14 protein-coding genes and 2 pseudogenes are annotated in these 19,223 nt (G+C 72.0%); 8 read left to right on the top strand and 8 right to left on the bottom strand.

The features are described 5' to 3' along the window. Nucleotides 1-67: 67 nt before the first annotated feature. Nucleotides 68-418: a hypothetical protein gene (locus tag OG780_RS07525; protein WP_328445940.1), complete on the top strand. Its 351-nt coding sequence runs from the start codon at nucleotides 68-70 to the stop codon at nucleotides 416-418. A gap of 231 nt (nucleotides 419-649) precedes the next feature. Continuing rightward, on the top strand, nucleotides 650-1,291 hold the full coding sequence (locus tag OG780_RS07520) for a superoxide dismutase (RefSeq protein ID WP_328445938.1): 642 nt from the start codon (nucleotides 650-652) through the stop codon (nucleotides 1,289-1,291). A gap of 213 nt (nucleotides 1,292-1,504) precedes the next feature. Here OG780_RS07520 and metE read toward each other — a convergent pair. Beyond that, a pseudogene (gene metE / locus OG780_RS07515) lies at nucleotides 1,505-2,640 on the bottom strand (5-methyltetrahydropteroyltriglutamate--homocysteine S-methyltransferase); the annotation flags it as partial. On the opposite strand from metE, the pseudogene OG780_RS07510 reads away from it, so the two are divergent. The 4 genes and pseudogenes from OG780_RS07510 to OG780_RS07495 form a co-directional block, all read left to right on the top strand. After that, nucleotides 2,622-3,809: pseudogene (locus tag OG780_RS07510) on the top strand (short-chain fatty acyl-CoA regulator family protein); the annotation flags it as partial. The pseudogenes metE and OG780_RS07510 overlap by 19 nt on opposite strands. A gap of 385 nt (nucleotides 3,810-4,194) precedes the next feature. Continuing rightward, nucleotides 4,195-4,659, top strand: coding sequence for a DUF3592 domain-containing protein (locus OG780_RS07505; protein WP_328445936.1), 465 nt, complete (start codon nucleotides 4,195-4,197; stop codon nucleotides 4,657-4,659). 155 nt (nucleotides 4,660-4,814) lie between these two features. Continuing rightward, the gene (locus OG780_RS07500; protein WP_328445934.1) at nucleotides 4,815-6,866 is read left to right on the top strand and encodes a phosphocholine-specific phospholipase C; all 2,052 of its coding nucleotides are present in this window, start codon (nucleotides 4,815-4,817) and stop codon (nucleotides 6,864-6,866) included. A 52-nt stretch (nucleotides 6,867-6,918) separates the two neighbouring features. Further along, on the top strand, nucleotides 6,919-7,761 hold the full coding sequence (locus OG780_RS07495) for a phospholipid scramblase-related protein (protein WP_328445932.1): 843 nt from the start codon (nucleotides 6,919-6,921) through the stop codon (nucleotides 7,759-7,761). Nucleotides 7,762-7,866: 105 nt separating this feature from the next. On the opposite strand, the gene OG780_RS07490 is transcribed toward OG780_RS07495, so the two are convergent. Further along, entirely contained in the window at nucleotides 7,867-8,832 is a 966-nt protein-coding gene (locus OG780_RS07490) for a hypothetical protein (RefSeq protein ID WP_328445930.1), read from the bottom strand. Continuing rightward, complete coding sequence (locus OG780_RS07485; RefSeq protein WP_328445928.1) at nucleotides 8,829-9,755, bottom strand: phosphatase PAP2 family protein; 927 nt, start codon at nucleotides 9,753-9,755, stop codon at nucleotides 8,829-8,831. Before OG780_RS07485 ends, OG780_RS07490 begins: the two co-directional genes overlap by 4 nt. A 265-nt stretch (nucleotides 9,756-10,020) precedes the next feature. Between OG780_RS07485 and OG780_RS07480 the strand changes: the two genes are divergently transcribed. Then, nucleotides 10,021-10,638, top strand: a complete 618-nt coding sequence (locus tag OG780_RS07480; RefSeq protein ID WP_328445926.1) for a TetR/AcrR family transcriptional regulator — start codon at nucleotides 10,021-10,023, stop codon at nucleotides 10,636-10,638. Between the two features lie 184 nt (nucleotides 10,639-10,822). On the opposite strand, the gene OG780_RS07475 is transcribed toward OG780_RS07480, so the two are convergent. Continuing rightward, the gene (locus OG780_RS07475; RefSeq protein ID WP_328445924.1) at nucleotides 10,823-11,803 is read right to left on the bottom strand and encodes a DUF2510 domain-containing protein; all 981 of its coding nucleotides are present in this window, start codon (nucleotides 11,801-11,803) and stop codon (nucleotides 10,823-10,825) included. Between the two features lie 573 nt (nucleotides 11,804-12,376). Here OG780_RS07475 and OG780_RS07470 point away from each other — a divergent pair. Next, nucleotides 12,377-15,043, top strand: coding sequence for an ATP-binding protein (locus tag OG780_RS07470; RefSeq protein ID WP_328445922.1), 2,667 nt, complete (start codon nucleotides 12,377-12,379; stop codon nucleotides 15,041-15,043). Nucleotides 15,044-15,383: 340 nt separating this feature from the next. Here the strand turns inward: OG780_RS07470 and pcaDC are convergent, their stop codons facing one another. From pcaDC to pcaH, 4 genes are read right to left on the bottom strand one after another with little or no spacing between them, the layout of a single operon-like run. Beyond that, nucleotides 15,384-16,541 carry a bifunctional 3-oxoadipate enol-lactonase/4-carboxymuconolactone decarboxylase PcaDC gene (gene pcaDC / locus OG780_RS07465; protein ID WP_328445920.1) on the bottom strand — a complete coding sequence of 386 codons (1,158 nt, stop codon included), beginning with the start codon at nucleotides 16,539-16,541 and terminating at the stop codon, nucleotides 15,384-15,386. Then, nucleotides 16,538-17,887, bottom strand: coding sequence for a 3-carboxy-cis,cis-muconate cycloisomerase (gene pcaB / locus OG780_RS07460; RefSeq protein WP_328445918.1), 1,350 nt, complete (start codon nucleotides 17,885-17,887; stop codon nucleotides 16,538-16,540). The genes pcaDC and pcaB overlap by 4 nt, the downstream gene beginning before the upstream one ends. Then, complete coding sequence (gene pcaG, locus OG780_RS07455; RefSeq protein WP_443062303.1) at nucleotides 17,884-18,447, bottom strand: protocatechuate 3,4-dioxygenase subunit alpha; 564 nt, start codon at nucleotides 18,445-18,447, stop codon at nucleotides 17,884-17,886. The genes pcaB and pcaG overlap by 4 nt, the downstream gene beginning before the upstream one ends. A gap of 2 nt (nucleotides 18,448-18,449) precedes the next feature. Continuing rightward, the gene (gene pcaH / locus OG780_RS07450) at nucleotides 18,450-19,220 is read right to left on the bottom strand and encodes a protocatechuate 3,4-dioxygenase subunit beta (RefSeq protein ID WP_328445914.1); all 771 of its coding nucleotides are present in this window, start codon (nucleotides 19,218-19,220) and stop codon (nucleotides 18,450-18,452) included. Between the last annotated feature and the right edge of the window lie 3 nt (nucleotides 19,221-19,223).

The following is a 19,223-nucleotide window of genomic DNA, read 5'->3' as shown; positions in this document are numbered from 1 at the left end:
GAGCCCTCCGACGGTCACAGAACCGACCGACGGGACTGAACCGCAGAGGCGAGGAGCGGAGGCCCGAGTGGGCAGACATCCCCAGCCCCGTCACATCACGCTCGGTGGCCGCGAAGCGGTCGCCCTCACCGTACGGGAATACGAGCAACTGATCGCCGGCCGACGGCGGATCGGCGGCCAGAGCGCCCGCGTGCGGGTGCTCGGGGAACAGGTGAAGCGGACCGAGGAGCTCCTGCGGGACCTGGAGTCGCTGGTCGCGGCCACGGAGGACAGCTGCCGTGAACGGGCGGACACGGCGGCTGCCGCGCCCGATGCGTCGCGCCCCGGCCCCGTGGCGACGATCGTGGAACCGGATGGTGGATGCCTGCACTGCGCGATAGCGGCACTGCTGCGACGCCGTCGAGGTCCGGCCGCCTGAAACCCCCGGGGGTGAGGCGCCGCACTCCGCCGACTGCTGTGCCCTCCGTGCGGTCCAAGTTCCGGATCGGCAACGCGGGGCCCGTTCGTCGTGCCCGGGACCGGGTCGCAGGTGCCTCCTGGCGTCCCGGCCGCACGGTGAAAGTCCCGAAGCATGATCGGCGTGGCTCCCTCTTGCCATCAGCATGCAACTGCATACTATTGGCAATAACGAAGTCGAAGGATGTTGGACATGGCGGTGTACACGCTCCCGGAGCTTCCGTACGACTACGCGGCGCTCGAACCGGTCATCAACCCGCAGATCGTCGAGCTGCACCACGACAAGCACCACGCGGCGTACGTCAAGGGCGCGAACGACACCCTGGAGCAGCTCGCGGAGGCGCGGGACAAGGAGCAGTGGGGCTCGATCAACGGCCTGGAGAAGAACCTGGCCTTCCACCTCTCCGGACACATCCTGCACAGCATCTACTGGCACAACATGACCGGCGACGGCGGTGGCGAGCCCCTCGCGGCGGACGGTGTCGGCGACCTCGCGGACGCCGTCACCGAGTCCTTCGGCTCGTTCGCCGGCTTCAGGACCCAGCTCACCAAGGCCGCCGCCACCACCCAGGGCTCCGGCTGGGGCGTCCTCGCCTACGAGCCGCTCAGCGGCCGCCTGATCGTCGAGCAGGTCTACGACCACCAGGGCAACGTCGGCCAGGGCTCGACGCCGATCCTGGTCTTCGACCCCTGGGAGCACGCCTTCTACCTTCAGTACAAGAACCAGAAGGTCGACTTCATCGAGGCCATGTGGGCGGTCGTCGACTGGCAGGACGTGGCCCGGCGTTATGCCGTCGCCAAGGAACGCGGCGACAGCCTGCTGCTCGCGCCGTGAGGCCATGGGCACCCACAGACGTCCTGCTCGTGATCGTCTTCTCAACCTTCACGTGGCAGGCGGCAAGGAGAAGGGCTCCCGCGAGGACGTGACTTGCGGGAGCCCTTTCGCCCGCAGAGGCCCATGGACGACTCGACCGGGACCGCTCCCGTGGTTCAGCCGCCCGCCGGGGGCCAGGGCGCGCGTGGCGCCCCGGCCGCTCGAAGGTACGGGTCAGGAGACGGGCAGTTCGCCGCGCACCGCGTGGGCGGCGGCGACCAGGTTCTCCAGGGAGGCTCGGGTCTCGGGCCAGCCGCGGGTCTTCAGACCGCAGTCGGGGTTCACCCACAGCCGTTCGGCGGGGATGGCCTTCAGTCCGGCCCGCAGCAGTTCGGCGGCCTCCTGCGTGCTGGGGACGCGTGGGGAGTGGATGTCGTACACGCCGGGTCCCGCCTCGCGCGGGTAGCCGTGCGAGGCGAGTTCGCGGGCCACCTGCATGTGGGAGCGGGCGGCCTCCAGGCTGATGACGTCGGCGTCCAGGTCGTCGATGGCCTGGACGATGTCCCCGAACTCGGCGTAGCACATGTGCGTGTGGATCTGCGTGTCCGGGCGCACCCCGCTGGTGCTGAGCCGGAACGCCTCCGTGGCCCACGCCAGGTAGGCCGGCCGGCGGTGCGCAGGGGAAGGGTCTCGCGCAGGGCCGGCTCGTCGACCTGGATCACCGAACTGCCCGCCGCCTCCAGGTCGTTCACCTCGTCCCGCAGGGCGAGGGCGGCCTGGCGGGCGGTGTCGCCGAGGGGCTGGTCGTCGCGGACGAAGGACCAGGCGAGCATGGTGACCGGACCGGTGAGCATGCCCTTGACCGGCCGATCGGTCAGGGACTGGGCGTACGTCGTCCAGCGCACCGTCATCGGTTCGGGCCGCGTGATGTCGCCGGCCAGGATCGGCGGGCGGACGTAGCGGGGGCTGTAGGACTGCACCCAGCCGTGCTGCGTGGCGAGGTACCCGGTGAGCTGCTCGGCGAAGTACTGGACCATGTCGTTGCGTTCGGCCTCGCCGTGCACGAGGACGTCGAGACCGGTCTTCTCCTGGAAGGAGATGACCTCCTGGATCTCGGCCTTGACGCGCTCCTCGTAACCGGCCGTGTCGATGCGGCCGGTGCGCAGGTCGGCGCGAGCGGTGCGCAGTTCGGTGGTCTGCGGGAAGGAGCCGATGGTGGTGGTCGGCAGCAGCGGGAGACCGAGGTGGGCCCGCTGGGCCGCCGCGCGCTCGCCGTAGGGCTGGGACCGGCGGGTGTCGGCGTCCGTGACGGCGGCGCCGCGGGCCCGTACCGCGGGGTTGTGCGTGATCGGCAAGTTCGCGCGGGAGGCTGGCGGGGGAGGTCACCGAAGCCAGGGTGTCCCCGAACGACCTCGCCGAACTGGCCTCGCGGATGCCCGCGGTGGCGAACGTCCTGCTGGATCTGGGCCGCCGCAACCAGCTCCTGACCGAGCGGCTCAGCGGAACCGTGGACGGCCGCGACGGCGAGGACGCCATGCCCCGCTCACCCCATGAGGAGATCCGGGACTTCTTCTACCGCCGCCAGAACTACCTCCACGACACCGACCTCGCCGCCGAACAGCTCGCCGGGGAGATCGGCATCCGGCCGGGCGAAGTCGTCGGCGCCCTCACGGTGAGACTGGCCGGCACCCACGGTGTGCGTCTGGCCACCGAGACCGGCGACCGCCTCCACCACTACGACGAGGCGACCCGCACCCTGCACCTGGCAGCCCGAATGCGCCCGGGGCAGCGTGCCTTCCGCATGGCCACCCAGCTCGCCCTGCTCGAATACGCCGATGAACTCGAACGCCAGGCGGCGGAGGACTTCCCCGGGGGCTCACCCGCCCATGCCCTGGGCCGCATCGGCATCGCCAACTACTTCGCCGCCGCGCTGATCCTGCCGTACACCACCTTCCACGCCGCGGCCGAGGAAGCGCGCTACGACATCGAACGCCTCACCGACCACTACGGCCTCGGCTACGAAACCGTCTGCCACCGCCTGTCCACCCTCCAGCGCCCCCGCCTGCGTGGCGTCCCCTTCTCCTTCGTGCGCGTCGACCGCGCCGGCAACCTGTCCAAGCGCCAGTCCGCCACCGGCTTCCACTTCTCCCGGGCCGGCGGCACCTGCCCCCTGTGGAACGTCTACGAGGCGTTCGCCGCCCCCGGCCGCATCCACGTCCAGATCGCCGAAATGCCCGACGGGCAGCGCTACTTGTGGACCGCGCGGGCCATCACCCGGCACCGCGGCGGCTGGGGCGAACCCGGCAAGACCTTCGCCATCGGCCTCGGCTGCGAGATCCGCCACGCCCACCGGCTCGTCTACTCCGACGGGCTCGACCTCACCAGCACCTCCGCCGCCACCCCCATCGGCATGGGCTGCCGCGTCTGCGAACGCCTCGACTGCCCCCAGCGCGCGGCACCGCCCCTCGGACGCCCCCTGCGGATCGACCAGAACACCAGCACCTTCGTCCCCTACCCCGTTGCCGGATCCCCGGAATGACGGAAGCCGCCGTAGGCCGGGGCGGGACACTTCGCTTCGCACCGTGAGCTGATGAAGCATCAGGACACGTTGTTCACTGGCCGGTCTGCATGTGCTCTCGCCATGACCCGTCTCAGGCGGTGTGACATCCGTCGACTCTGCGGTGGTTCCGATGGAACGCGAGTGGCCCGGCGTCCGTCTTGACGTGCAGGGGCTCCATGTGACCCGCTCTCGCGGCAGAGGCGGGTGGTGGTCTCCGGGCCGGTCGGCCGAGCCCCGGGCGCGTTGTCGCCGGGCGGGTGAACCCGCCCTGGCCGGTGCGGCGTTCCGGTGGAGCGCCCGGCTTCCCTCGGATGCGCGTTCTCTGACGTGCCCTCAGTACCCCATGCTGGAAAGGAAACTTGGAATGATCTTCGTCGTCCTTGTCTTTGTCGCGCTCGTGTCCGTCATCGTGATCGCCCCGGTCGCCGCGGGCGTGATGGCGGTCAGGAAGGTCCGTCGGCGGACACGGGCGCAACAGCACGGGCTGCGCACCGAGGGCAGATGCATACGGGTCGAAACCGTGCGGCGCTCGGGCGGGGGGTACGCCACCTCGATGCGGCGCTACTACCTCTTCGAGTACGTCACCCACGACGGCCGGCAGTTCCGGTTCGAGGACTCCGCACCGAACACCACCATGCCCGGCGACATCCTCGCCGTCTCGTATCTCCCCGAGGACCCGGAAGGGGCCACGGTCGCGCTGCCCGGCGACCGGACGGCTCAGCGGGAACTCGGCTGTTTTCTGGTGTTCCTCGGCGTGGCGCTGGCCATCGCGCTGACCGTCGCCGGTGTCGGGGTCGGCGTGCTCTCCCTGTTCGCGGCCGGAGCTTAGGGCCTGTCCGGAACCGTTCGTCTCGTGTACCGCCGACCTTCACACGAGGGACAGGGTGCCCTTTCCTGACGTTCGGTGCGCTTGGAAAGCTTCCTTCGCGCACCTTCCGTCAACCTCCGGCCCATGGGCCCGTCAGGACAAGAGGTCACCCACTCATGCCTCAAGTGAATCGGCGCCGATTCTTCCAACTCGCCGGTGTTACAGCGGCGTTCACCGCGCTCTCCAGCAGTGTCCAGCGCGCGGCCGCCGTGCCGGCGCATCGACGCTCGGGCACGATCGAGGATGTCGAGCACATCGTCGTCCTGATGCAGGAGAACCGTTCGTTCGACCACTACTTCGGCTCGATGCGAGGCGTCCGCGGCTTCGGCGACCCGCGTCCGGCGAGCCCGGCCGGCACCAAGCCGGTCTGGTACCAGTCGGACGGCACCAAGGACGTGCTCCCCTTCCGCCCGGAGCTGGACGACCTCGGTCTCGCGTTCATCAAGGACCTCCCGCACGGCTGGAGCGACGGGCACGCCGCGTTCAACAAGGGCAGGTACGACAAGTGGGTGCCCGCCAAGTCGGCCACGACGATGGCGTATCTGACGCGTGAGGACATCCCGTTCCACTACGCGCTGGCCGACTCGTTCACCGTCTGCGACGCGTACCACTGCTCGTTCATCGGCTCGACGGACCCCAACCGCTACTACATGTGGACCGGTTACACGGGCAACGACGGCAAGGGCGGCGGCCCGGTCCTCGGCAACGACGAGGCGGGGTACCGCTGGACCACGTACCCGGAGCGGCTGGAAGCGGCGGGGATCTCCTGGAAGGTGTACCAGGACATCGGCGACGGGCTGGACGCCAACGGCTCCTGGGGCTGGATCCCCGACGCCTACCGGGGCAACTACGGCGACAACTCACTGCTGTACTTCGACCAGTACCGCAACGCGCAGCCGGGCGACCCGCTGTACGACAAGGCCCGCACCGGAACCGACGCCCGCAAGGGCGAGGGGTTCTTCGACGGGCTCAGGGCCGACGTGCAGGGCGGCAAGCTGCCGCAGATCTCCTGGATCGCCGCTCCCGAGGCGTTCACCGAGCACCCCAACTGGCCCGCCAACTACGGCGCCTGGTACATCTCCCAGGTGCTGGACGCGCTCACCTCCGACCCCGAGGTGTGGAGCAGGACGGCCCTGTTCGTCACGTACGACGAGAACGACGGCTTCTTCGACCACCTGGTGCCGCCCTTCCCGCCGCAGTCCGCGGCGCAGGGCAAGTCCACGGTCGACGTCGGCCCGGACCTGTACGCGGGCGACGCGAGCCGTGCGGCCGGACCCTACGGACTGGGGCAGCGGGTGCCGATGCTCGTCGTCTCGCCCTGGAGCAAGGGCGGTTACGTCTGCTCCGAAACGCTCGACCACACCTCGATCATCCGGTTCATGGAGGCCCGGTTCGGGGTGCGCGAGCCCAACATCTCGCCCTGGCGGCGCGCCGTCTGCGGCGACCTCACGGCCGCCTTCGACTTCGCGCAGAAGGACACCGGGCCGGTCACGCTGCCCCGCACCGACGGCTACCGGCCGCCGGACGGCGACCGCCACCCGGACTACGTGCCGACCCCTCCCGCGAACCCCGCCCTGCCCCGGCAGGAGCGCGGCTCGCGCCCGACCCGCCCGCTCAAGTACGCCCCTCTCGTGGACGGTTCGGCGGACACCGCGGCCGGTAGGTTCACGCTGACCTTCGGCTCCGGTCCCAAGGCGGGCGCGGCCTTCCTCGTCACCTCCGGCAACCGCGCCGACGGCCCCTGGACGTACACCACGGCAGCGGGCAAGACCATCTCGGACACCTGGAACTCGGCCTATTCCGGTGGCTCGTACGACCTCACGGTGCACGGTCCGAACGGCTTCCTGCGCACCTTCAAGGGCTCCAACGGGACGGCGGGACCGGAGATAGCGGCCCGTCACACCGGCTGCGACGTCGAGCTCACCTTCGTGAACAAGGGCGCGTCCACGACGACGCTCAGGCTCACGAACGGCTACGGCGGACCGTCCCAGGTCTTCCGGGTCCGGGCGGGTGCGACCGTGAAGCACACGGTGGACCTGCGGGCGAGCGAGTGCTGGTACGACCTGAGCGTCGTCGCCGACGGCCAGGCGGGCTTTCTGCGGCGATTCGCCGGACATGTCGAGAATGGCCGGCCCGGTGTGAGCGACCCCGCTCTCATCACCGTCTGACGGGTCCACAACTGACCGTTGTTTTTCGGTCAGGCCACGGTAGGGTGCCCCGGTGACCACGCAATCGAACACTCCTGCAGGTTGGTACCCGGACCCGAACGGGAAGTCCCAGACGCAGCGTTACTGGGACGGCTCGCAGTGGACCGACCAGGAGGCCCCCGCCGGACAGCAGGTGCCGCACCAGGGCCCGCCGCCCCAGCAGCCCTTCCCTCAGCAGGCCACCGCGCCGGACCCGCGCGTCCAGCGTCAGGTGCAGCAGCAGGCCGGGGTGGCGGCCCCGAGTGGTGTCGGCGGCGGCACGCTGTTCACCGAGCCGGTCCTGGTGGTGAACCAGAAGGCCAAGCTGATCGAGCTGACCAACGAGTACAAGGTCATGGACCAGCAGGGCAACCCGGTCGGTTCGGTCACCGAGGTCGGTCAGGGTGTGCTGCGGAAGATCCTGCGGCTCGTCTCCAGCCTCGACCAGTTCCTCACCCACCGGCTGGAGATCCGCGACGCCCACGGCCAGCCGCAGTTGCTGCTGACCCGGCCGGCGAAGATATTCAAGTCCCGCGTGATCGTGACGCGTCCGGACGGTTCCACCGTCGGTGAGATCGTCCAGAAGAACATGATCGGCAAGATCAACTTCGCGATCAACGTGGACGGCCGGCAGGTCGGCGCGATCAAGGCGGAGAACTGGCGTGCCTGGAACTTCGCGATCGTCGACGAGTCGGAGAAAGAGGTGGCCCGGATCACGAAGACCTGGGAAGGCCTCGCCAAGACGATGTTCACGACCGCGGACAACTATGTCCTGCAGATCCACTTCCAGCTCCCCGAGCCGCTGCTGAGCCTCGTCGTCGCGACGGCGCTGACCGTCGACACGGCGCTCAAGCAGGACTCCCGCGGACTGGGCTGACAGGTCACGGCAGTAACGGAAGGGCGGCCGCGGATCTCTCCGCGGCCGCCCTTCCGGCATGTCCCGCCCGTCGCACGGACCGCGGTCTCCCGCGGCGACGCCCCGCTAAAGGGACGTCAGATGGCCCGAGCCGGTCTGCCGGGGCACCAACGAGGGTTCGTACGCCGCGCCGTTGGGCTCCAGCGCCAGCACCGCGGCGACCGGGTGGTCGTCGTCCGCCAGGCCGTCCAGGCGGGCGTCCGCCGTCGCGGCGGGCTCGGGCGCCGAACGCGAGAGCGTCACCACGCCCCACGCGGCGACCGACGCCCCCGCGAGCGCGAGCAGCAGGCCCGCCGCGCCGCCCTGGAGACGCTCACCGAGCAGGGACAGTCCGATCGCCGCCGCGGCCAGCGGGTTGGCGAGCGTCACGACGGCCAGCGGGGCGCCGAGTCCGCCCTGATAGGCGGTCTGCGACAGCAGCAGCCCGCCCGCCGCGAAGGCCGCCACGAGCAGTGCCACCACGACCACCTGCGCGCTGAGCGGCGAGTCCGAACGGTCCGTCGCGGCGACGGTCACGGTCTGGGTGAGGGCGGAGGCCACGCCCGAGGCGAACCCGGCGGCCGTCGCGTGCCGCAGCCCCGGCCGGGCACCACGCGCCAGCGCGCCGATGACCGCGGCGGTCGTTCCCGCGACGGCGAGCGCCTGCGGCAGGCTCAGCACCTCGTCCGGCGCGGCCCCGGACGCCGTGACGAGCAGCGCGGCGAGGCCGGTCAGGGTGAGTGCCGTGCCGCGCCACTCGACCGCGCTGACGCGCCGTCCGGCGACCCGTGCGCCCAGCGGCACGGCGGCCACGAGGGTGAGCGCCCCGAGCGGCTGGACCAGGGTGAGGGTTCCGTACTTGAGGGCCGCCACGTGCAGCAGCGCGGCCGAGGCGTTCAGCGTGACCGACCACCACCAGGCGCCCTGGGCCAGCAGGCGCAGCGTGCCCGAGCCGGCCGACCGGGCGGCGAGCCGCTCCTGCGCGACGGCGGCGGCGGCGTAGGCGACGGCGGAGAACAGGGACAGGACGACGGCGACGAGTGTCGGGTTCATCGCCCCGCTCCCACGAGTTCGGGCAGATCGCGTACGGGGATCGCGGCGGGCTCGTGGCCGAGGTGCCGTTTCGGGGCCGTCGCCGTCCGGTGCGGCGGGTGGACCACGGCGAGGGCGACGCAGAGCAGCACGGTCGCCACGATCGCGTCGAGCCAGTAGTGGTTCGCGGTGCCGACGATCACCAGCAGGGTGAGCAGGGGATGCAGCAGCCACAGCGCGCGCAGCCGCGACCGGGTCGCGGTGATCAGGCCGATCGCGACCATCAGCGCCCAGCCGAAATGCAGCGACGGCATCGCCGCGAACTGGTTCGCCAGGGCGTCGGCCGCCGGGTGCGCGCCGTACACGGTGGGCCCGTACACCTGGCCCGTGTCGACGAGGCCCGTCCCGGCGAGCAGCCGCGGCGGCGCGAGCGGGAAGGCGAGGTGCCCGGCCAGGGCGGCCGCGGTGACCAGGGCGAGGATCCGGCGGGCCCACACGTAGTGCGCGGGGCGCCGCAGGTACAGCCAGACCAGGAAGGCGGCGGTGGCCGGGAAGTGGACGGTCGCGTAATAGGTGTTCGCGAGGTGCACGAGGGTGTCGCTGTGCAGCAGCGCGGTCTGTACGGAGCCCTCGTCCGGCAGACGCAGGGACCGCTCCCAGCCCCAGACGCTGTGCGCGTCGGCGAAGGCCTTGTCGGTGCGGCCGGTGGCCAGCAGGCGGCCGGCCTTGTAGACGACGAAGAGCCCGACGACGAGCAGCAGCTCCCGCAGAAGCGGCGGGCGTGCCGTGGTGCCGCCGGGGCGTGTGTCCGGACGGACGTGCGCGTGAGGGCGCGTGCGGGCGGCCGCGTCGTATGACGCGGCCGATGGTGTCACCGCGTCGGGCGGCTCTGGTTCTGACGTGGACTCGGATGCGGAATCCGCAGGCTCGGTTCGGGAATCCATCCCCCGGCCCCCTTGCTGACGGCTTGATGTCGTGAAGTGCGCGGTGAGCCCAGGACAGGATCCACTCGGCCTTCCCTGTGCGGGAGGAGTGGGTCCTGTCCGAGGCTCATCGATACGGCAGTGTACCGATACGGCAGTGTACCGATACGAGCATGTACCGATACGCAGGAGTACCGATACGGATGCGTACCGGTACCCTCGCGTATCGATTACACTGAGCGCAAGACCGCACCGGCATCGCCCGGATCGAGCGAGGAGAAGCCTCATGACGTCGCAGGCCGCGGACGGACCGGAGACGGTCGTCGCCTCGCGCCGCTCCAAAATCACGCCCGAGCGTGAGCAGGAGTTCTACGACGCCGTGCTCGAACAGATCAGGGAATGCGGGTACGAGGCGCTCACGATGGAGGGAGTGGCCTCCAGCACCCGGTGCAGCAAGTCGACGCTCTACCGGCAGTGGAAGTCCAAGCCCCAGTTCGTGGCCGCCGCGCTGCGCAACAACCGCTGTCCCCGGTTCACGGGGATCGACACCGGATCGCTCGCCGGCGACCTCCGCGCCGCGGCCGGGGCCGCGGGTGAATGGTCGGCCCGGGACAACACGCAGCTGTTGCAGGGCCTCGGCAATGCCGTGATGCAGGACAAGGAGCTCCAGCAGGCGCTGCGCGACGCGCTCGTCGAGCCCGAGGTCGCCGAGCTGCGACAGATGATCAGCCGCGGTGTCGAGCGCGGCGAGGTCGACGCCGGTCACCCGGCGCTGGAGTTCATCCCGGCCCAGATGCTCGGCGTCCTGAGGGTGCGGCCCCTTCTGGACGGCCAGTACGCGGACGCGGCGTATCTCACACGGTTCGTGGAGGCCGTCGTGCTGCCGACGCTGGGTCTCACCTGAATCTCAGGCCGCTGTCCGTGGGATGACCGGACGTCGGCCTGTATCGCGCCGCACCGTGGGGACGGGGGCGGCGCGCACCCCCCGGCCGGGTGGGGTTCCCCTTGAGCGGAGGGGTGCTCCACCCGGCCGATCCATGTCCGCGGTGTCCCGGTGCCGGGACGGGCGTACCCGGTTTTGGCGGGTCTCAGACGTTCTGGCCGTTTCCTCCGGTTCCGGCCGCCACCTTGATGCCCTTGGTGATCGTGTCGATGATCGACTGCTGGGGGGCCTTGGAGCTGATGTCGACGCCGAAGCGGACGACGACCAGCGAGGCGGGGTCGGCGGGGGACGGGAACACGAGCGATTCGACGTATCCGTCGTCGCCCTTGCTCGTCACGACCTTCCAGCGCACCAGATAGCCCTTCTCGCCGGCCACCGTGACGGCCTTCGAGGCGAGCTGGGTGTGAGAGGTGATCGAGCCGTAGCCCTTGCCGTACGACTCGGTGGCGTTCTTGGAGATGTCCTCCTTGGCCGCCGCCTCCGCCGTCGTGGACTTCAGCTTCTGCGCCTTCGCCGGGGCCGAGTAGGCGCCGCCGCGCTGACAGTTCTGCGAGGTGTCGCCGGGGCATTTGTACGTGTCCTTGGTGGACACCGCTGCGGTCCCCGCGCCGCTCTGGCCGGCCCAGCCGTCCGGCACCGGGATGCTGATGCCGTTGTAGACGTCCGTGGCGTACCCGGGGTCGGTCTCCGGCTGCCCCGACTCGCCGGGCGCCGGAGTCTGCCCGCCGGAGCCGCCGGGCGCTCCGTTCGGGCCGCCTTCCTGGCCGCCGCCCGGCCCCTGCGGTCCGCCCTGGCCGTCCGACCCGGCGGGGCCGCGGGACGCCGCGCTGCCGCCGCGTCCGTCATCTCTGGTCAGCGCGTACACGCCCCCGCAGATACCGGCGAGGACGGCGACCGCCGCCGCGACCGCTATGCCCGTGCGCAGCCCGCGCCGCGGGCCGCTCGGGGCGTACGCCGGATAGGGCCCGGCCCCCGCCGGGTGTGCCGGGGGACCCCATGCGGCCGCCGAGCCGACCGGGCGGACCTGGTCCGTCCATGTCCTACCGTCCCACCAGCGTTCGGTGGCGGGAGCGTCATTTGTCTGCCCGGGGTCGGGATACCAGCCGGGGGGAGTCGCCTGCGTCATGGGGCCACCGTATGAGCACAGGGTGAAAGGCGGATGAGAGGGTTCCCCGAAGCCCGCTCGGGAGCTGACGCGGTCATGCCGACGGAAGTGGCCCACCGGACGGATGAAGAACGCCAGTGCCAAGGACGCGCGCGCCTCACGTGCCGCCCGGGCCGGCCGTCACCCCCGGGAGATGGGGGCGGCAGCCGGGGGTGCGGGGCGCCGGCCGGACTCGAAGGGCCCGACGAGACGTCCGCGGCACCCGCGCGCACACCTCCGCGGGAGCGCGGGAGCGGAGGGCGCGCAGGTCACAGCCGCGCGCGGGGGCGCTCGTGCCGGTCCTTCCCGGGAAGCTCGGGAGTTCGCCGTGCGCGGTCCGGCGCGGCGAACGAGGGAGGGAAATTACCTTCATTTTCCCAGCGGTTGACTGTCCGTCACTTCCCTTCGGCGCTACCCGGTTTCCGGTGGCGTCGCCTCCGCGACATCGCCGTCACCCGCCTCGGCAACTCGTGCCAGGTCCCGCCTCCGCCGTGGCTTCCAGGAGGCTAGGCTCGTTGCAGTTAAGTCGTTTGGGTGACCTGGGGAGGTAGCGGGATGACGGAGGGACGACCCGGAGCGGTCGCCTCGGCTTCCCTGTGGGAGCGCGAAGAGGAAGTCGCCACTCTCGAAGGGGCGATCACCGCACTGCGTGCGGACTCCTCGACCTCGGGCACCCTGCTGGTGCTCAGCGGAGAGGCGGGTCTCGGCAAGACCGCACTCCTCGCCGAGGTGCGCAGGATCGCGGAGAGCAACGGCTGTGCCGTGTGGTCGGCGCGCGGCGGCGAGACCGTCACGTCCGTCCCCTTCAATGTCGTACGGCAGTTGCTCCAGCCGGCCCTCGTCTCGCTGCTCCCGGAAGAGGCGCGCGAATACCTGGGGGACTGGTACGACATCGCGGGACCCGCCCTCGGCATAGCCGAACCCGGCGACCGGCAGCCCGACCCGCAAGGCGTGTGCGACGGTCTGGTCGCCGCGGTACGACGCCTCGCGAAGCGGGACTGGCCGCTCGTGCTGCTCATCGACGACGCGCACTGGGCCGACCAGGAGACCCTGCGCTGGCTCGCCGCGTTCGCCGAGCGGCTGGACGACCTGTCCGTACTCGTCGTGGTGGCCCGCAGGCCCGGCGGGGTCAGCGGAGAGAGCGCCCGGCTGCTCGACGCCGTGGCCGCCGCGGGCCGTCCGGTCTCCACCCTGACAGCGCTGACCCCGGCCGCCACCGAGGGCCTCACCCGCGCCACCCTCGGCGAACACGCCGACGCGCCCTTCTGCCGCGAGGTGTGGGCGGTCACCGGCGGCAACCCGTACGAGACCGTCGAACTGCTCGCCAAGGTCCAGGACAGCGAACTGGAGCCGGTCGAGGGCTCGGCCGCCGAACTGCGCGACCTGAACCGCTCGGCCCGCGGCCGCGGACTCGTCGCCCGCCTCGAAGGACTCGGTATCGACGCCACCCGGTTCGCCTGGGCGGCAGCCATTCTCGGCACCGGGATCTCCCTCGACCTCGCCGCCCAACTCGCCGGAATGCCGGACGAGGAGGCCTCCCGCTGCGCCGAACTGCTGGGTGCCGCCCGCATCCTGACCACCGCCGGATCCGCGGGCGGCCAACCGCCGGACGGCGAGCTGGAGTTCGTGCACCCGCTGATCGCCACAGCGGTGTACCGCTCGATCCCGGACGCCCTGCGCACGGCGATGCACGGTCAGGCGGCCTGGGCGGTCACCGAGTCCGGACGCGGTGCGGCGGCGGCCTCCCGCCATCTCCTCGAAGTGCATCCGGACGACGATCCCGAACTCGTCGAGCAGATGCGCGAAGCCGCCCGCGAGCACCTCGCCGTCGGCGCCCCGGACGCGGCCCGGCGCTGCCTGGAGCGGGCGCTCAAGGAACCACCGCTGCCCGAGGTCCACGCACAGGTGCTCTACGAACTGGGCTGCGCCACGCTCCTGACCGCGCCGTCCACGACCATCGGTCACCTCCGGGCCGCGCTCGAACGGCCCGGACTCGAGGACACGGCACGGGTCGACGCCGTCTTCCGGCTCTCCCAGGCACTGCTCCACAACAACCAGTTGGACGAGGCCGTCCGCACGGTCGACGCCGAGGTCGAGCGGCTGGAACCGGGGGCCGCCCGGATGCGGCTCCAGGCCGTGCACTACATGTGGGAGGGCATCCACGCCGGCGAGGAGCGCGCCGGACACTCCAGCGGTCTCGCCGAACTCGTCACGACCTGCACGGGGCGCGACAACTCCGAGCGCGCCCTGCTCATACTGCGCGGCTTCGACGCGATGACCCGCGGCGAGAACGCCGAGGAGGTCGTGGAACTCTGCGACCGGGCCCTCGTCAACGGCCGCCTCGCGCCGGGACTCGCCTGGACCGACACCGAGTGGGGCGTCGAACTCCTGCTGATGCTGGGCAGCGCGTACGCCTACACGGACCGGCTGGACCGCGCCGAGAGCCTGTTCAGCGAGGCCCTGCACGCCTATGTGAAGGCGGGCTGGAGCGGCGGTCACCTCTCCCTGGCCAACGCCTACCTCGGCCTCGCCCATCGCAGGCGGGGCCGCCTCGCCGACGCGGAGCACTACCAGCGCGAATCGCTGCGCCTCGCGGAGCGGGTCGGACGCGGACTGCCCCTGTACTGGTCGGCGACCTGCGGGCTCATCGACACCCTGCTGGCCCGCGGGCACGTCCAGCAGGCGGCGGAGATCGCCGAGCGCTACGGCTTCGCGCCCCCGTACCCCTCCACGATCGTCCTTCCCGACACCCGCTCGGTGCGCGGCCGGCTGCTGCTCGCCGTCGGCCGCACCAAGGAGGGCATCAACGAACTGGAGGCGGCGGAGAAGGCCGCCGCCGCCCGCGGCCACCACAACACGGTGCTCGCACCCTGGGCCGTCGACCTCGCGAAGGCACTCGCCAACGAGGACCCGTCACGCGCCGCCGCCCTGGCCGGTGACGCCCGACGCCAGGCCGAACGGTTCGGCACCGACACCGCGATCGGCGAGGCACTGCGGTGCGCCGCCGCCCTCGAAACCGGTCAGCGCGCGGTCCGGCTGGCAGCCCAGGCGGTCACCTACCTGGAAGCCTCGCCCTGCCAGTACGAACACGCGGCCGCCCGCATCGAGTACGGCATCGCGTCCCGCTCGGTGATGGAACTGAACAAGGGTCTGACCCTGGCGCGCACCTGCGGAGCGGACGGCCTGGTGGCGAAGGCGGAGGCGGCGCTGACGGGTCTGTGACGAACCGCCGGCCGCCGTCAGCCGCCGCGGCGGCGCGCGGTCGGCGGTCGCCGCCTGCGGCGCACGGTCAGGTGACAGCCGACGGGTGTCCGTGGCCGGCCCCGGTCCGCGGGTGCCCCGGGCCGGGGCCGATCTGTGGGTCCCCGGCGGGGTTGGTCTGAGGGTGCCCCCCTGGCGGGGGCCGGTCCGCGGGTGCCCCCTGACCTGGGTAGCCCGCGGGTGCCCCGGCCCGGGCCGGTCTGTGGGTCCCTGGCGGGGTTGGTTTGAGGGTGCCCTCTGGCCGAGGCCGGTCCGCAGGTGACGCTGGCCGGGTCCAGTCCGCGCGTGCCCCTGACCGGTGTCAGTCCGACGAGTCCGACGGGGAGGCGTCGTCCTCCTCCTCCGAGGCCTCCTCCGCGAGCACCCGCTGGGCCACCGCGAACGCCGAGTTGGCGGCCGGGACACCGCAGTAGACCGCCGTCTGCAGCAGCACCGCGCCGATCTCCTCGGGGGAGAGCCCGTTGCGCCGTGCCGCGCGGACATGCATCGCCAGCTCGTCGTAGTGGCCGTGCGCCACCAGCGCGGTCAGCGTGATCATGCTGCGCTCGCGGCGCGTCAGCGTCGTGTCGGTCCAGATCTCGCCCCAGGCGTAGCGCGCGATGAAGTCCTGGAACCGGGCCGTGAACGGGCTCTGGCGCGCCTGCGCGCGGTCCACGTGCTCGTCACCGAGGACCTGACGGCGTACCTCCATGCCGCGCCGGGCGCCCCCGGAGAAGTGCGCCCGCAGAGCCGTCAGCACGGCCTCCGGGCACTGTGCGGGCGCCAGGTGCGAGGCGCCCGGGATCTCCACGAGCGCCGCACCCGGCACCGCGTCCGCGATCTCCCGCAGATGCGCGGGCGGCGTCGCGGGGTCCTCGCGCCCGGCGATCAGCAGCGTCGGTACGGTGACCGACGCCAGCCGGTCGCGGATGTCGAACGCGGCCAGGGCGTCACAACAGGCGGCGTACGCCTCCGGGTCGGCGTCGCGGTGGTCCTGGACCAGCTCCGGCACGGTGAAACCGGCGGTGAACCATCGGGCGTCGGCGGTCGCCGCGACGGGTCCGAGGCCCTCGCGGCGTACCAGTTCGGCCCGTTCCTCCCACGGCTTGGACCCGTTGAAGTGGGCCGAGGAGCAGATGACCGCGAGGGACGAGAGCCGTTCGGGATGGTGGACCGCCAGGTGCAGCCCCACCGCGCCGCCCAGCGACACACCGGCGTACGCGAAACGCCCGATGCCCAGTGAGTCGGCCAACTCCAGGACGAGCGCGGCCAGATCGGCGACCGTCGCTCCCGGACCGATCGGATCGGCGGGTGAACCGCCGTGCCCGGGAAGGTTCCAGCGCACCACCCGGTGGGTGGCGGACAGTTCGGGCGCGATCTTGTCCCACAGGGCGTACGACGTCCCGAGCGAGGGCCCGAGGAGCAGCGGGGGAGCGGTGACGGATCCCTCGGCGCGGTGGGTGAGCGGATTCGCGGTCAAGGTCGCTCCAGAGCACGGTCGGTGAGGACTCCGGCGGAGCCCGTGTAGTGGGTCGGGTCGGTGAGCTCCGCCAGGTCGACGCCCGGGAGGTCCTTGAGGCAGGGCTCCTCGCCGAGCACGTCCGCGAGGGGCCGCCGCTCACCGACGGCCCGCCCGGCGGCTCGCGTCAGCAGCTCCTTGGCGCGCGCCCGGCCGAGCACCGGGGCGAGTTCGGCGGCCAGTCGTTCGGAGACGACCAACCCGTGGGTGAGGCCCAGGTGTTCGCGCATGGCATCGGCGTTCACCCGGAGATCCGCGGTCAGTTCGGCCGTGTCACGGGCCGCCCCGCCGACCAGCCGCAGCAGATCGCGCAGCGGCTCCCACTCGGCGTGCCAGGCCCCGGCCGGCCGCTCGTCCTCGGCGGGCAGCGCCCCGTACAGGGTGGCCGCAAGCAGGGGGGCGCGCCGGGCGGCCGCGGCCACGAGGGTGGCCCGCACCGGGTTCGCCTTGTGCGGCATCGCGGACGAACCGCCGCCGGATCCCTCGGCCAGCTCGGCGATCTCCGTGCGGGAGAGAGTCAGCACGTCGACGGCCGTCTTACCGAGCGCGCCGGCCGTGAACGCCAGCGCTCCGGCCAGGTCCGCGATCGGTGTGCGCAGCGTGTGCCAGGGCAACGCGGGCTCGGCGAGGCCCAGTTCGCGTGCGTACGCGGCGGTCAGGGCCCGGGTGTCGTCCGCGCCGAAGGCGGTGAAGGCGGCCAAGGTGCCTGCCGCGCCGCCCAGTTGGGCGGGCAGCGAGGTCCGTACGACGGCCAGCCGGTCCCGGGCGTCGAGCACCAGGGACCGCCACCCCGCCGCCTTCAGCCCGAAGGTCGTCGGCACCGCGTGCTGGGTGAGCGTGCGGCCGGGCAGGACGGTGTCCCGGTGCCGCGCCGCGAGCCGGGCGAGGTGGTGCCCGGTCCGTTCCAGGTCGTCCAGGACCAGGTCCAGGGTGCGGGCCGCGACGAGCATGGTGGCCGAGTCCAGGATGTCCTGGCTCGTCGCGCCCCGGTGGACGTACGGGCCGAACTCGGCGGCGACGGCGGCCGTCAGGTCCGTGACCAGCGGGATCACCGGATTGCCGCCGCTCCGGGCGCGGAGCGCGATCGAGGCGAGGTCGAAGTCCGCGGTGGCGGCCGCGTGGGTCACCGCCGTCGCTGCCCCGGCCGGGGCCAGGCCCAGGGACGCCTGGGCCCGGGTCAGCGCGGTCTCCGCGTCGAGCAGGGCCCGCAGATACGCGGTGTCGCTCGTCGCGGTGGACGCCGGGGAGCCCGCCCGGCCGGGAGCGAGCAGACCGGTGTCGTCCGCGACGGGGTCGGCAGGTGTCACTGGAACTCCAGGAAGACCGTCTCGCCTTCGCCCTGAAGGCGGATGTCGAAACGGTACGTCCGCATCGCGCCCTCGGCCGCGATCAGCGTGGCGCGCCGCTCGTCCGGCAGCGCGTCGAGCAGCGGATCGCCGCCGTCGGCCAGATAGGCGCGGGTGAACAGATGGTGCGTCAGACCCCGCGCGAACACGCACACCCCGATGTACGGCAGCCCGGTGTTTCCCGGCGGCAGCGTGCGCAGCGCGTAGCGGCCGTCGGCGTCGGTGGCGACCCGGCCGAAGCCGGTGAAGTCGACGCCGTTGCGGCCGAGGAAGCCGCCCGTGGACGGGTCGCGGCGCAGCGAGCCGGGGGCGCCGGCGAGCGAGCCGTCGGGCGCGGCCTGCCAGAAGTCGAGCAGGGCGTCGGGGACCGGCGCGCCCGCCCCGTCGAGCACGTGGCCGTGCAGGGTGATCGTGTCGGGGTGGCCCGAAGGAGCGATGTCGCCCCCGCCCGGGAACGGCAGCGCGTGGCCGTAGAAGGGGCCGATGGTGTGCGCGGGGGTGGGGAGCAGCCGCTCGGTCATGCTCATCGGCCTTCCTCGATCCAGGTGGCGGAGGGACCGTCGAGGACGATGTCCCACTCGTAGCCCATGGAGAACTCGGGCCGCGAGAGATCGTGGTTGTACGCGGCGATCAGCCGGTCGCGGGCCGCCGGGTCCGTCACGGACCGCAGGATCGGGTCGTAGGGGAACAGGGGGTCGCCCGGGAAGTACATCTGGGTCACCAGTCGCTGGGTGAACGCGTTGCCGAAGACGGAGAAGTGGATGTGCGCGGGCCGCCAGGCGTTGGTGTGATTGCCCCAGGGGTACGGTCCCGGTCTGACCGTGGTGAACGCGTACTGTCCCTGATCGTCCGTCAGGGTCCGTCCCACGCCGGTGAAGTTGGGGTCGAGCGGGGCCGGGTGCTGCTCGCGCAGGTGGGCGTACCGTCCCGCGGCGTTGGCCTGCCAGATCTCGATGAGCTGGCCGCGCACCGGTCGTCCCTCGCGGTCCAGCAGCCGGCCCGAGACGGTGATCCGCTCGCCGATCGGCTCGCCCCGGTGCTGGAGGGTGAGGTCGTTGTCGATCTCGGTGATGTCGGTGACGCCGAAGACCGGGCCGGACAGCTCGACCGTCTCCGGGTCGCCGCCGCTCACGGCGACCAGCGGCTGCTCGGGGTGGCGCAGCCGCGAGCTGCGGTACGGGGCGTAGTCGCGCGCGGGGTGGTGGCGCACGGGCGCGCCGCCGGCGACCGCCTTGTCGTACGTGTCCTGGTGATCCTTGATCTCGGCGTCGATGTCCGACTGAGTGAGAGCCATGGC

It is taken from the genome of Streptomyces sp. NBC_00386, from assembly GCF_036063235.1.
Taxonomy (GTDB): domain Bacteria; phylum Actinomycetota; class Actinomycetes; order Streptomycetales; family Streptomycetaceae; genus Streptomyces.
This window is presented reverse-complemented; position numbering and strand designations above follow the sequence as displayed.

Excerpts from the sequence above, each read along its gene's own strand:
- OG780_RS07480 (WP_328445926.1), top strand. The coding sequence starts at position 10,021 with ATGACGTCGCAGGCCGCGGACGGACCGGAGACGGTCGTCGCCTCGCGC.
- OG780_RS07520 (WP_328445938.1), top strand. The coding sequence starts at position 650 with ATGGCGGTGTACACGCTCCCGGAGCTTCCGTACGACTACGCGGCGCTC.
- OG780_RS07505 (WP_328445936.1), top strand. The coding sequence starts at position 4,195 with ATGATCTTCGTCGTCCTTGTCTTTGTCGCGCTCGTGTCCGTCATCGTG.
- OG780_RS07485 (WP_328445928.1), bottom strand. The coding sequence starts at position 9,755 with ATGGATTCCCGAACCGAGCCTGCGGATTCCGCATCCGAGTCCACGTCA.
- OG780_RS07500 (WP_328445934.1), top strand. The coding sequence starts at position 4,815 with ATGCCTCAAGTGAATCGGCGCCGATTCTTCCAACTCGCCGGTGTTACA.
- OG780_RS07490 (WP_328445930.1), bottom strand. The coding sequence starts at position 8,832 with ATGAACCCGACACTCGTCGCCGTCGTCCTGTCCCTGTTCTCCGCCGTC.
- pcaH (WP_328445914.1), bottom strand. The coding sequence starts at position 19,220 with ATGGCTCTCACTCAGTCGGACATCGACGCCGAGATCAAGGATCACCAG.
- OG780_RS07470 (WP_328445922.1), top strand. The coding sequence starts at position 12,377 with ATGACGGAGGGACGACCCGGAGCGGTCGCCTCGGCTTCCCTGTGGGAG.
- OG780_RS07475 (WP_328445924.1), bottom strand. The coding sequence starts at position 11,803 with ATGACGCAGGCGACTCCCCCCGGCTGGTATCCCGACCCCGGGCAGACA.
- pcaG (WP_443062303.1), bottom strand. The coding sequence starts at position 18,447 with ATGACCGAGCGGCTGCTCCCCACCCCCGCGCACACCATCGGCCCCTTC.